General features: G+C 60.0%; 11 protein-coding genes. 5 read left to right on the forward strand and 6 right to left on the reverse strand.

All coding sequences use genetic code 11. The features are described from left to right. The first annotated feature begins 3 nt into the window (after positions 1 to 3). Genes ccmE through ccmI form a run of 5 tightly spaced genes read left to right on the forward strand, consistent with a single transcriptional unit; the run spans position 4 to position 4855 of the window. Positions 4 to 483, forward strand: coding sequence for a cytochrome c maturation protein CcmE (ccmE, locus tag RVM24_RS03190; RefSeq protein WP_061331831.1), 480 nt, complete (start codon positions 4 to 6; stop codon positions 481 to 483). A gap of 36 nt (positions 484 to 519) precedes the next feature. Continuing rightward, positions 520 to 2526 carry a heme lyase CcmF/NrfE family subunit gene (locus tag RVM24_RS03195; protein ID WP_431474951.1) on the forward strand — a complete coding sequence of 669 codons (2007 nt, stop codon included), beginning with the start codon at positions 520 to 522 and terminating at the stop codon, positions 2524 to 2526. Then, entirely contained in the window at positions 2523 to 3059 is a 537-nt protein-coding gene (locus RVM24_RS03200; RefSeq protein WP_431474952.1) for a DsbE family thiol:disulfide interchange protein, read from the forward strand. Before RVM24_RS03195 ends, RVM24_RS03200 begins: the two co-directional genes overlap by 4 nt. Beyond that, positions 3059 to 3529, forward strand: coding sequence for a cytochrome c-type biogenesis protein (locus RVM24_RS03205; protein ID WP_431474953.1), 471 nt, complete (start codon positions 3059 to 3061; stop codon positions 3527 to 3529). The genes RVM24_RS03200 and RVM24_RS03205 overlap by 1 nt, the downstream gene beginning before the upstream one ends. Positions 3530 to 3577: 48 nt before the next feature. After that, a complete protein-coding gene (gene ccmI, locus RVM24_RS03210; RefSeq protein WP_431474954.1) occupies positions 3578 to 4855 on the forward strand; it encodes a c-type cytochrome biogenesis protein CcmI in 1278 nt (425 codons plus the stop codon). A 28-nt stretch (positions 4856 to 4883) separates the two neighbouring features. On the opposite strand, the gene RVM24_RS03215 is transcribed toward ccmI, so the two are convergent. Genes RVM24_RS03215 through RVM24_RS03240 form a run of 6 tightly spaced genes read right to left on the reverse strand, consistent with a single transcriptional unit; the run spans position 4884 to position 11813 of the window. Further along, complete coding sequence (locus tag RVM24_RS03215) at positions 4884 to 6611, reverse strand: BatD family protein (RefSeq protein WP_431474955.1); 1728 nt, start codon at positions 6609 to 6611, stop codon at positions 4884 to 4886. Beyond that, positions 6605 to 8407: a VWA domain-containing protein gene (locus RVM24_RS03220; RefSeq protein ID WP_431474956.1), complete on the reverse strand. Its 1803-nt coding sequence runs from the start codon at positions 8405 to 8407 to the stop codon at positions 6605 to 6607. The genes RVM24_RS03215 and RVM24_RS03220 overlap by 7 nt, the downstream gene beginning before the upstream one ends. Beyond that, entirely contained in the window at positions 8400 to 9416 is a 1017-nt protein-coding gene (locus tag RVM24_RS03225) for a vWA domain-containing protein (RefSeq protein ID WP_431474957.1), read from the reverse strand. Before RVM24_RS03225 ends, RVM24_RS03220 begins: the two co-directional genes overlap by 8 nt. Then, the gene (locus RVM24_RS03230) at positions 9413 to 9883 is read right to left on the reverse strand and encodes a DUF4381 domain-containing protein (RefSeq protein ID WP_431474958.1); all 471 of its coding nucleotides are present in this window, start codon (positions 9881 to 9883) and stop codon (positions 9413 to 9415) included. The genes RVM24_RS03225 and RVM24_RS03230 overlap by 4 nt, the downstream gene beginning before the upstream one ends. Then, complete coding sequence (locus RVM24_RS03235) at positions 9880 to 10818, reverse strand: DUF58 domain-containing protein (RefSeq protein WP_374787017.1); 939 nt, start codon at positions 10816 to 10818, stop codon at positions 9880 to 9882. Before RVM24_RS03235 ends, RVM24_RS03230 begins: the two co-directional genes overlap by 4 nt. A 32-nt stretch (positions 10819 to 10850) precedes the next feature. Continuing rightward, positions 10851 to 11813, reverse strand: a complete 963-nt coding sequence (locus RVM24_RS03240; RefSeq protein ID WP_061331841.1) for an AAA family ATPase — start codon at positions 11811 to 11813, stop codon at positions 10851 to 10853. Positions 11814 to 11856 lie beyond the last annotated feature (43 nt).

The raw sequence follows: 11856 nt of genomic DNA on the forward strand, positions 1-11856 counted from the left end.
TTCATGCATCCGATTCGTAAGAAGCGACTGACCATTGTGTTGTTCCTGTTGGCCGGGCTTGCCATCGCTGTTGGCCTGACCACCTATGCATTGCGCCAGAACATCAATCTGTTCTACGACCCCAGTGAGATCGCCGATGGCAAAGCGCCAGTGGATGTTCGCATTCGGGCTGGCGGCATGGTCGAAGAGGGCAGTGTGGTGCGCGATCCGGAAAGCCTGAAGGTGGAATTCCGGGTGACTGATTATTCCGCCTCGGTGGCCATGGAGTATGTTGGTATTTTGCCGGACCTGTTTGCTGAGGGGCAGGGCGTTGTTGCCATGGGTCGGATTAACGCGGATGGCCGGTTTGTTGCTGACCAGGTCCTGGCCAAGCACGATGAAACCTATATGCCGCCGGAAGTTGCCGAAGCCCTGGAGCGGGCGTCGAAGGGCAGGCACCAGGCTGCCGATGTAGAGAAAGCCGCGGAATCCACCGCTTACTAACCATTCACCCCGAACCCCTGTTGCTGGAGGAACCCGATGTATCCGGAACTCGGACAGCTTGCACTGATTATCGCGCTGCTGCTGGCAGTACTCCTTTCTGTTGTCCCGTTAGCCGGGGCACTGACCGGCCGTGACAGTTTGCAGGCCTTTGCCCGCCCGCTATCCACCGGCATGTTTGTCTTCACCGGGTTGTCTTTTGCGGTTCTGACCCATGCATTCATGGTGGATGATTTCTCGGTTGCCTACGTTGCCAATAACAGCAACAGCATGTTGCCCTGGTACTACAAGTTCAGTGCCGTATGGGGTGGCCACGAGGGTTCGTTGTTGCTGTGGATTCTGATGCTCGCTGGCTGGACACTGGCAGTTGCGGTATTCAGCAGGAAGTTGCCGTCTACCATGGTGTCTCAGGTGCTGTCTGTGATGGGCATGATCTGCGTCGGGTTCTTCCTGTTTATCATCATCACTTCAAACCCCTTCGAGCGCATTCTGCCAAACATTCCTGCCGACGGTCGGGACCTTAATCCCCTGTTGCAGGATATCGGGTTGATCTTGCATCCGCCCATGCTTTACATGGGCTACGTTGGCTTCTCTGTGGCCTTTGCCTTTGCCATTGCCGCCCTGATCAACGGTAAGCTGGATGCAGCCTGGGCCCGCTGGTCCCGCCCGTGGACCACGGTGGCCTGGGCATTCCTGACGCTTGGTATTGCGCTGGGCAGCTGGTGGGCCTATTACGAGCTTGGCTGGGGCGGCTGGTGGTTCTGGGACCCGGTTGAAAACGCTTCCCTGCTGCCCTGGTTGTCTGGCACCGCGCTGATGCATTCGCTGGCGGTTACCGAAAAACGGGGCGTTTTCAAGAGTTGGACAGTTCTGTTGGCGATTGTCACCTTCTCACTGAGTCTGCTGGGTGCCTTCCTGGTTCGGTCCGGTGTTCTCACGTCTGTGCATTCGTTCGCCAATGATCCCGAGCGGGGAACCTTCCTTCTGGCGCTGCTGGGTATTACCGTCGTTTGTAGCCTCACACTGTATGCGTTCCGTGCGCCTGTGGTGCACGTGCGGTCCCGTTATGGTTCCCTGTCACGGGAAACCTTCCTGTTGCTCAATAACGTGTTGCTGGTGGCAGCGACCCTGTTAGTGGCCCTTGGCACGCTTTACCCACTGGTTCTTGATTACCTGAACATGGGCAAGTTGTCGATTGGTGAGCCGTTCTTCAACGCAACCTTCAGCCCTATGGCGGTGGCTGCTGGGTTGCTGCTGGGTGCCGGTATCTTCTCGCGCTGGAAAAAAACAGACGGTGGCTGGATGGGGCGGAAGCTGCTTTGGCCCCTGGCGGTCAGCATACTGGTCGCGACCGCGGTGATGCTGGTTTACGGTGGCTTTGCACCTTGGGCGTTTGCCGGCGTGTTTACGGCGGCCTGGGTAACCCTGGCTACGATTTGGGATTTGTGGGACAAGTCTGCCTCCCGGAACGGCCGCTGGCACGGCTTGAAACGACAGTCACGCAGCTATTACGGCATGGTTCTCGGGCATCTGGGCATGGCCATGGTGATGGCCGGGGCCACGGTGGTCTCGAACTATGGCATCGAGCGGGATGTGCGCATGGTGCCTGGTGGTTCCGCCGAAGTGGGTGACTACACCGTGGTGTTTAATTACATCGGAGAGCGACAGGGGCCGAACTTCACTGCCCAGTACGGGGAGTTTGATGTCTTTGTTGATGGCCGGCAGGTCGCCAATCTGCATCCCGAGAAGCGCAATTATCTCGTGGGCATGAGCGTGATGACCGAGGCAGCCATTGATGCAGGCTTCTTCAGGGATGTGTTTGTTGCCATCGGTGAGCGCATCACAGACGATGCCTGGGCCATTCGCCTGCAGTACAAGCCTTTGGTCCGCTGGCTGTGGTTGGGGTCGCTGATCATGGCGATTGGTGGTTTCCTGGCTATTTCAGACAAGCGTTATCGGATCCGGGTGAAAGCTGCGGCTGGGCTGACTGATCCGAAGACAAAAGCGGATACGTCGAGCGGGAAGCCGGTGGAGGCCGGGACATGAAGCGCTTGATGCTGTTTTTGCCCCTGGTGCTGGCTGTGGCTGTTGGAGTCTTTCTCGCGGCGGGTATTGGCAAAGATCCCACGGAGCTAGAATCGGCACTGATCGGCAAGCCGGTTCCGGAGTTTAGCCTGGAGAGCCTGCACGAGCCTGGTGAGATGCTGGATCAGTCCGTGTTCCAGGGCGAGGTTGCACTGCTCAACGTCTGGGGGGAGTGGTGCCCGGCCTGTTGGGATGAGCACGAGTACCTGATGTGGCTTGCCAACGATAAGGGGGTTCGCATTATCGGGCTTAACTACAAGGACCAGCGGGAAAACGCATTCCGCTTCCTTGGGCGCCTGGGCGACCCCTACCAGACCATTATCTTCGACCCGAGAGGTTCGCTCGGCTTTGACCTGGGTGTATACGGTGCACCGGAGACCTTCGTAATCGATGCCGGGGGTGTCGTGCGCTATCGCCATGTCGGTGTGGTCAACGAACGGGTATGGGAAGAGATACTGCTGCCCGTAATCAATCAGGCAAGGGGGGCTGGCTGATGCGTTTCGTGCCCATGTTACTGGCAGCGTTGCTGGTGTTTTCCGCGTCGGCCCAGGCCGAGGCGCCGGAATTTTACGATTTCGATACCCTGGTCGAAGAACAGCGTTTTCGCAGTCTGATTGCGGAGCTTCGTTGCCCGAAATGCCAGAACCAGAACATTGCCGATTCCAACGCGCCCATCTCAAAGGATATGCGTGATCAGGTGTACGTGATGATGCAGGCTGGCGCAACGGACGACGAGATTGTCGGCGCCCTCGTGGACAGGTTCGGTGAGTTCGTCAAGTACAAGCCCCCCGTAGACCGCCGTACCGTCGTGCTTTGGGCGTTTCCGGCCATCGCCATGTTTGGCGGCGTTCTGATCGTTGCCGGCGTGGTGCTGCGGTCCCGGCGTCGAGACTCTGCAGAGTCAGCGTTGAGCCCGGACGAAAAAGCACGGGTCAATCGAATACTGGCCGACGAGGATCGGTGAACACGCCGCTAATCCCTGCAAACCCTTTTTAACTGTGATGATAGTTCCATGACCGAAACATTCTGGATTGCCGCGACGGTACTCATTCTCTTTGCCCTGGCGTTCGTACTCTACCCGGTGTTCTTTCACCGTCCGCAAGCGCGACAGGAAACCGACCTCAGAAACCAGAACCTGTTGGCGTATCGCAGCCGACTGAAAGAGCTGGAGCACGAATATGAATCAGGTATTCTGGACGATGAAAACTACCGGCTGTTGAAAGAAGAGCTGGCTGGCGCCATGCTGGACGACGTTCCGGAAGATCAGGTTCCGGAGAAGCGTATCCCCGGCCGTCGCAGTGCCATGGTGGTTGCCCTGGCCGTTGTGTTGTTGTTACCTGCTGGCACCTTCCTGGCCTATGATCGCTGGGGTGCCATGGAACAGGTGGAACAGTACCTGACGATGCAGGAGATGAACGCATCGGGTGGTGAACAGGTAGCACGGGTTTCCGAGCTGGCTGAACAGCTGCGTAACCGGTTGGAGGCCAATCCCGATAACCCGGATGGCTGGGCCATGCTGGGCCAGACCTACATGCGCATTGAACGTTACGAGGACGCTGCCCAGGCGTTCCGCAGGCTGGCTGAGGCCGTTGAAGAAGATCCTGCTTCCAGCGCGGTGGCTTATGGACTGTCTGCCCAGGCCTTATTTTTTACCACTGAAGGCCAGATGACTCCGGAGGTTGTGGAGGCCATCGAAGCGGCACAGGCGTTGAACCCGGACGAGGTGAACTCGCTGGGGTTATTGGGTATCAGTGCCTTCAGCCAGCAGAATTATCAGGGGGCCATTGAATACTGGGAGCGGATTGTGGAGGTGGCGCCGGATCACCCGCAGATTGCCTCAATCCGCGGTGGTATTGACGAGTCCTACCGGCGCCTCGGTCAGCAGCCTCCAGCGCCTGAGGAGCCGGCCGAGCCCGTGTCGGCGAGTGGCCCGGGTGTTTCTTTGCGGGTATCTCTGGATGAAGATCTTCAGGGCCAGGTACCTGCCGATACTGCATTGTTCATTTTTGCTCGGTCAGCGGGCACCAGCCAGGGGGCACCGGTGGCGGTTGCCCGCCTGACCGCCGGCGCCTTGCCGGCAGATATCCGGCTGGATGATCGCTACGCGATGTCACCGGAAACCACCATTTCAGCCGAGCAGAACGTGGTGGTTATTGCGCGCCTCAGTCGCAGCGGCAGTGTTAACCCGCAGCCAGGAGACTGGCAGGGCAGGGTAGAGGCCCAGGTGCTGTCATCGGATGCCCAAGGTGAGCCCGTGAATCTGGTGATCAATCAGGAACTCACCAACTGAGCCTCTGAGTTCCCTGCGGCCGGCTCCGTCAGTGTGACAGGCCGGCCGGATACAATGGCGGCAAAGCTGTTGTGCCGTTCGGGTTGGTCTGACGGTTTCGCAGCTCTTCCAGGCATCGGGTCAGTTCACTGGCCACCCGGTGGCCCTGGGATGGTGAATGATTTGAGAAAAGCCTTTCCTGAAGCTGCCCGACTGCATTCGCAAGGTCCGGGTCACCGCTGAAGTTGATGACATCCTCCAGAGTGACGAAAGTCTGGCCGGGAAATCGTAGCCTTGCCCATGTCACCATGAGCCCGGTGGTCTGGGCTGAGTGGTCATCAATGGCCGCCTTGAGCCTGGCGAACGCCTGACGTTCGCTGGCATCCTCCGGATGACTCTCGTTGGGTGCGGGTGCCTGCCGTTTGCGGGAGTACCACCACAACCCCGCCGTGGCCAGCCACAAGCCTGCCAGAACGAGGCTGGAGATGAACCAGGGTGACACCCCGTCAACGCCAGATGGCGTAGTTACGGTTGCTTCCGGCAGTGCGTCTGGCGTTGGCCCGGACTCCGATAAAGGCGCGGCGACCACGGCGCTTCCACCTGCGATGGCGTAACGGCGTGGTGGCAATTCCGCGTATTCAAGCTCGTCGGTCTGGGTGTTCCACCAGGGGATGCGGATGGCCGGCAGCACAGCCTCGCCCGATTGCACCGGCACCAGGGCAGAGACCTGTTGCAGGGTCGAGCGCAGACCGTCTGTGGTGGTTTCCGTGTTTCTCAGTGGCTGTTCCGGGTAGCTGCGGATGGCATCGGGTACCGTTTGGGGCAGTGCCGGCAGGGCCTCGGAAGGCAGGCCAACGGCTTCCAGTGTCAGTTTTCGGTTCAGATTGCTGCCCGCCTGAAGTTCTCCGGAGGGCGGCAATCCTTCATCGGTCAGGCTCAGTTGGCTGGCAGGCAGCCAGGCTTGATTGGCGGGATAGCCGTCAGGTACTGGCTTTACCCTTACGTCGAAGAGCTCCTGGCGGTCTCGCAAAAAGCGGAGCTGGCCGGAGGCGTCACGGGCTTGTCCTTCAAAGCGGATTGGGGGCAGGGTCAGCTCACCCGGTTGTTGCGGGAAAATGGCATAGCGTCGCTCTACCACCCGGTAGCGAATACCATCTCGGTAGCGAGCGTATTCCCGCTGTTTGCCCAGGGGCTCAATAATTGCGTCGGGATGTTCGGGTTCTGACAGCTCGCCCCGAATCAGGTTTCCGGAGAAAAACAGCTGGATAGTCAGCACCAGCTGTTCCTGAACATACACCTCGGCTTTGTCCGCTGCCAGCTCAATAAAACTGTCCCTGGCCGCGGCGGGTTGATTGGGTGGGGTGCCGTCGGTCACTTCAACGGTGACAGGGGATGAGCTGGTGTCCTTGAAGGTCAACGCCGGGATGGTCAGGGTGCCGGTGCGGGTGGGCGCCAACTGGTAGGTCCAGGTAATCTCGCCAACCATGTCGTTATTGACCGTTTGCACGCTGTAACGCTGGTTCCGGGCAAGAATTTCGAAATCCGGTTCAACCTTCTCGATATCCGGTGATGGCAACTGAGAAAGATCGAAGTTGAACAGGTTGTTCAGGTTGATGTCGATTTTCATCGAGCCTTTGACCGTCAGTGTAAGGACTTCCCCCTGATACAGTTGGGTGCGGTCTGGCTCCACCGACAGGGTGTCTGCCAAGGCCGAGGAGGCTGTCAGCAACACGAGCAAGCCCAGACGGCTGATGGTTCTTAGAAAGCGTTTTACCATGGTGTGTCGCCCTCGTCCGGTGTGGTCTGACGTTGTTGGTGTTGCTGCAGGAATTTGCGCTGCAGTAGTCCGCCCGGGTTGTCTGGAATCCGTCTGAGCCATTGCTCCTGGCCCTGGGTGAGGGGCTGCTCAGAGATGGCTGCTGGTGCCTCGGCGGTCTGCTCGCCGGTGTCCTGCTCTGTGTTGTCAGACGGTTCCTGCGGCTCGCCCTCGGCTGTGTCCTGTTCGGGCTCTCCATCGCTCTGATCGGTGTCATCGGGCTGATCAGCATCTGGCTGCCGGGACTGGCCGGGGTCATTGCCCTGATCGTTCTGTTCCGATTCTGAACCTTCGCCCTGCTGTGAATCCTGGCTCTGGTCACCGGAACTGTCCTGCTGGTCCTGATTATCCTGGTTCTGATCGCCGTTCTGCGAACTTGAGTCCTGTTGTTGTTCCAGCAACTGCTTGACCAGCTCATGGTTGGCCCGGGCATCTTCGAAGTCGGGATGATCATCCAGGGCCTGTTGGTAGGCATCAAGAGCCTGCTTCAATTGTCCGGCTCTGGCCAGGGCATTGCCTCTGTTGTAATGGCCAACAGCGCCCGGTTGGTCTGCGAAGGCCTGGGCGGCGTCATCGAATCTGCCATCCCGGTACAGGGCGGAGCCCCGCCAGCCTGGTTTCTGAAGCAGATCAGCGGCCCGCGCCGGGTTCTGCTCGATCAACTCCGGACCTCTCTGGTCCTCTCGCTGCCAGAACCCGCCCCAGTCAAATGCCATTACCGGGCGGGGCGTCAGGGCCAGTGGCAGTATGGCCATTGCGCAGACGGCAAACGCCCCTTTTCGCCAGCCCAGCAGTAACAGGGGCAGTGCAAGCCACAACAACCAATAACCATCATCCTGCCAGCGGTTAACGGTCAGACCATCCTCACCCCGGGACCAGTCATCACTAACCTCGGGTTGCAATCGCAGTTGCCGGATGTCGGTGTCACCCAGAGTCAATTCGTGGCTGAACCCACGGTTTTCCCGGGCCAGTCTGGCAAGGCTGTCCGGATCGGCCCGGGCGATGACAATATTTCCGTTATCCCTGATGAAGCCTCGCTTGGCCAGGGGAATGGGCCCACCCTCCCGGGAGCCCACTACCAGAGTGTTCAGGCTGTACGGGGTGCCTTGCAACCGGGCACGGATATCGTTGTGGTGGCGGGCCGGTACGTCATCAGCAATCAGCAGAATGCGGCCCTGGCCAGGAGCGCCCTGCTCCAGAAGCTCGACAGCGCGCTTTATTCCGAGGTCAGCCCGATTGCCCTGGGCGGGCATGATGGTTGGCTCCAGCACGTTGAGCATGGCCTCTATGGTGCGGTGATCTTCGGTCAGAGGTGTCACAACATGGGCATCACCGGAATAGACCAACAGGCCGGTCAGGCCTCCTTCCCGGATACTCAGGATGTCCCGGATCTTGCGCTTGGCCAGAGTCAGACGGTCTGGTTCAACATCCGTTGCCAACATGGATAACGACAGGTCCAGTACGATCACCAGGCTGTCTTCGGGCTGTTTCAACGGCGTTGGTGCCTGGCGCCAACTTGGGCCTGAAAGTGCTATCGACAGGGCGAGGATGCCGAGGCTGAGTGGTAGCAGGGGAGGGATGGTCCGGGCCCCTGGTTGCTGCCCCTGACGCCGGATCAAAGGGTTCAGCAACGCTGGTGGGATATAGTGTTCCCAGCCGGTGCTACCGTGCCGCAGCCGGTGGCGCATCAGGTAAAGCAGGGGTATGGTCAGCGCCAACAGCAGCCACAGCGGCCGGATCAGGTGAAAATCAGCCATGGTTTGCCTCCGGGTCGTCGGCCTTGCGCCGGATCCCACCGCCAAGCCGTGTCGCCAGCAGGATAAGCCAGAGGCCGGCCGCTGCGCTGGCAGGCCAGACATAGAGTTCGGTGACCGGACGGTAAAACTGTCCTTCCTGTTCAATGGGCTCCAGTTGATTGATGCTGTCGTAGATCATCTCGAGTTCCGGCAGGCTGCGGGCCCGGAAGTACCGCCCGCCAGTCTGCTCTGCCATTCGGGTCAGCAGGTCTTCGTCCAAGTCGCGGGAGGGGTTGACCCGTCGGGTTCCCAGCAGGCCTCGCTGGACCATGGAATCCGCTCCGATGCCGACGGTATAGACCCTGACACCTGCTGCCTGGGCAATCTCGGTGGCTTTGTCCGGCGTGATCTGGCCTGCTGTGTTGGCGCCGTCTGTCAGCATTACCACCACCCTTTGGTCGTGGGGCCGGTCACGCAGTCGTTTAACCGACAGTCCGATGGCATCGCCGATGGCGGTGGCCCTTCCGGCCATGCCGATGCCGGATTCTTGCAGTAAGGTGCGTACGGTTTCCCGGTCAAAGGTCAGGGGAGCCTGCACATAGGGCTCGGTACCGAACAGGATAAGCCCAAGCCGGTCACCCTCCCGGTGGTCAATAAATTCATCCAGTACTCGTTTTACCGCCTCCAGCCGGTCTATGCCACGACCGTGCAGAACCATGTCTTTCTCATCCATACTCGGGGAGATATCCACCACCAGCATCAGGTCGCGACCACTGACCGGCATCTGGATCTGTTCGCCGACATGCTGGGGCCTGGCAATGGCCACCACCAGGCATAGCCAGGCCAGCAACAACAGCAGTCGCCGCCAGCGGGGTGTCGCCTGGCCACTGCTGCTGACGCCGGGTAACCCGGAAAGCCAATGGCCGACAGGGATAACCGGGGCATCGGCGGCCTGTTTGCTGTGTCGGCGGACCAGAAACAGTAGAGGCAGAAGCGCCAATAACAGAAGCCAGGCGTAAGCAAGGCTCATGATATCTGTGCCTCCAGCCAGAGGACTGCGAAATCCAGCACCTGGTTTGGGTCGGCGGTTGGGCTGGGTTGCCAGGTGCTGGCGACCATGGCTTCCACCAGCGGGCGGGAAGCTATCCGGTTGTCAGGCGCGGTCGCCAGTAAAAAGGCGATCCATTGCTCACCGGACATGACTTGCGGATTCTGGTTGGGGTGCACCTGCCTGGCCACCCGTTTCAGGAACGTGTTGAGCTCACCAAACCACTCAGGGGTTTTGCTGGCGCGGGCCTTAAGGTCCGTCAACAGGCGGCGGGCCTCACGGCGCCACGCGGTTTTTCGGCGCTGCCGCCGCCACAGCGTTACCGCGACCGCAAGACCAACGGCGCACACGATTGCCAGAAGCCACCAACCGGGCGCCGGCGGCCAGATTCCGCCGGTGTCCGGAAGGTGGATATCCCGCAGTTGGGCCAGTGGGTCCTGTTCGTTCATCCGATGCGACCTCCCGGGCCCAGCAAAATACGCAGTGCGGCGGCAGGTTCCTGTTGAGTCAGTATCGTTGCTGCCTGCACACCGGAGGTGCGGAAGCAGTCAGATAGCTGCCGTTCGTGGGAGGCCACTTTTTCGCGCCATGCTCTCTGGAATGCCGTGTTGGAGGCATCGAACCAGATGGGACCGTCCGGGCCGGCAACGGCGAACCGGCCCCGAGGCGGTAACTCGTTCTCCAGGGGGTCAAGAATGCGTATGGCGCTGACGCTGTTGTGCCTGGCCAGGGCACCTAACAGACTGGTTGTCGAGCCTGTTACATCCATGAAATCGCTGATGACAAAAATCCTGCTACCGGTATGGGCAACCCTGCGTGCCTCTGCCAGTGCGGTATCCAGGCGGTGTTCCGTAGAGGCTGACGGTGCGGGTGGTGAGTCAGACCGGTGTTGCTGGCTGGCAAGCTGGTCCAGCAGGCGGAGCACCGATTTCTGACGGCGTGCCGGGCGCAGTACTTCCAGTTTCTCGCTGTTGAACACCAGCCCACCTACCTGGTCGCCGGCCCACAACGCCAGCCAGGAGAGCAATGCTGTGAGCTGGGCACAACGTACCTGCTTATAGGCGCCGGCACTGGCGAAAAACAGGGTTGGGCCCAGGTCAGCGATCAACAGAACCGGTCGCTCCCGTTCTTCTTCGTACAGTTTGGTATGGGGAGCCTGACGCCGGGCGGTTACCCGCCAGTCGATACTCCGGATGTCGTCCCCGGGCTGATACTGACGAACTTCGGAAAAGGTCATTCCACGGCCTCGCTGGCGAGATTGCCGGAGGCCAGACTGGCGGGACCGCACCGGCCGTGCCGAAGGCAGCTTCAGTGCCCGGGCGTCAGCCTGGAGCCGCACCAGCTCTTGCAAGGTGATGTGGGTGGCGGGAATTGCGTTAACCATGCTGTCGTTACTGCCTCCTGCTGCAGGTAACTTCAGGCTGTCACCGGAACCTGGTCAATCAGTCTCTGGAGCACGGTGTCTGCGGTCATGCCTTCAGCCTCGGCTTCAAAGGTCAGCAAAATCCGGTGCCGAAGCACATCAAAGGCCATGGTCCGAACATCGTCTGGTGTGACGTAATCCCTGCCGTCCAGCCAGGCCAGGGCGCGGGCGCAGCGGTCCAGCGCAATGGTGCCGCGGGGGCTGGCGCCGAACGCGGTCCAGCGGGCCAGTTCCGGGTCCAGGCTGGCGGCATCCCGGGTGGCAAGAATCAGGGCTAACAGGTACTGCTCGACCGGTTCTGCCATGTAGATGTCCGATACCGCCTGGCGTGCAGACATCACCTGATCCTCTGTTAGACGAATGTCTACGTTCGGGATTCCCTGACGGTAGTCGCTGCGAGCAAGGTGCAGAATCTGTCTCTCGGCATCGGCAGACGGGTAGTGAATCACCACATGCATCAGGAAACGGTCGAGCTGGGCTTCCGGCAGCGGGTAGGTGCCTTCCTGCTCGATCGGGTTCTGGGTGGCCATCACCATGAACAGTTTGGGTAATGCGAAGGTTTGCATGCCAACACTGATCTGGCGCTCACCCATGGCCTCCAGCAGGGCGGACTGAACCTTGGCTGGTGCGCGGTTGATTTCATCGGCCAGTACCAGGTTGTGAAAGATGGGCCCGCGCTGGAACTCGAACAGGCCCGTCTCAGCCCGATAGATCTCGCTGCCTGTGACGTCGGAGGGCAGTAGATCCGGGGTGAACTGGATACGGTGGAAATCACCCTCAAGGTGGTCGGAGAGTGCTTTTACGGCGGTGGTTTTGGCCAGGCCGGGGGCGCCTTCCACCAGTAAATGGCCATCAGCCAGCAAGGCAATCAGCAGCCGGTCTACCAGTTTCTCCTGGCCGATGATGCGTTTTGCCAGTTGCGCACGGAGGTCACCAAACGTTTGCTGTAACGACATGAAATTCTTTGCTCTTGGTTCTTGATAGTCCAGCGGGCGCGGG

It is taken from the genome of Marinobacter sp. KM021 (assembly GCF_050707965.1).
GTDB classification, from domain to species: Bacteria; Pseudomonadota; Gammaproteobacteria; order Pseudomonadales; family Oleiphilaceae; genus Marinobacter; species Marinobacter shengliensis.

Bases quoted from the DNA above. Each gene is read 5' to 3' on its own strand.
- RVM24_RS03230 (WP_431474958.1), bottom strand. From the start codon at position 9,883: ATGAACGAACAGGACCCACTGGCCCAACTGCGGGATATCCACCTTCCG.
- RVM24_RS03195 (WP_431474951.1), top strand. From the start codon at position 520: ATGTATCCGGAACTCGGACAGCTTGCACTGATTATCGCGCTGCTGCTG.
- RVM24_RS03220 (WP_431474956.1), bottom strand. From the start codon at position 8,407: ATGGCTGATTTTCACCTGATCCGGCCGCTGTGGCTGCTGTTGGCGCTG.
- RVM24_RS03215 (WP_431474955.1), bottom strand. From the start codon at position 6,611: ATGGTAAAACGCTTTCTAAGAACCATCAGCCGTCTGGGCTTGCTCGTG.
- RVM24_RS03225 (WP_431474957.1), bottom strand. From the start codon at position 9,416: ATGAGCCTTGCTTACGCCTGGCTTCTGTTATTGGCGCTTCTGCCTCTA.
- RVM24_RS03200 (WP_431474952.1), top strand. From the start codon at position 2,523: ATGAAGCGCTTGATGCTGTTTTTGCCCCTGGTGCTGGCTGTGGCTGTT.
- ccmI (WP_431474954.1), top strand. From the start codon at position 3,578: ATGACCGAAACATTCTGGATTGCCGCGACGGTACTCATTCTCTTTGCC.
- RVM24_RS03240 (WP_061331841.1), bottom strand. From the start codon at position 11,813: ATGTCGTTACAGCAAACGTTTGGTGACCTCCGTGCGCAACTGGCAAAA.
- ccmE (WP_061331831.1), top strand. From the start codon at position 4: ATGCATCCGATTCGTAAGAAGCGACTGACCATTGTGTTGTTCCTGTTG.
- RVM24_RS03205 (WP_431474953.1), top strand. From the start codon at position 3,059: ATGCGTTTCGTGCCCATGTTACTGGCAGCGTTGCTGGTGTTTTCCGCG.
- RVM24_RS03235 (WP_374787017.1), bottom strand. From the start codon at position 10,818: ATGGTTAACGCAATTCCCGCCACCCACATCACCTTGCAAGAGCTGGTG.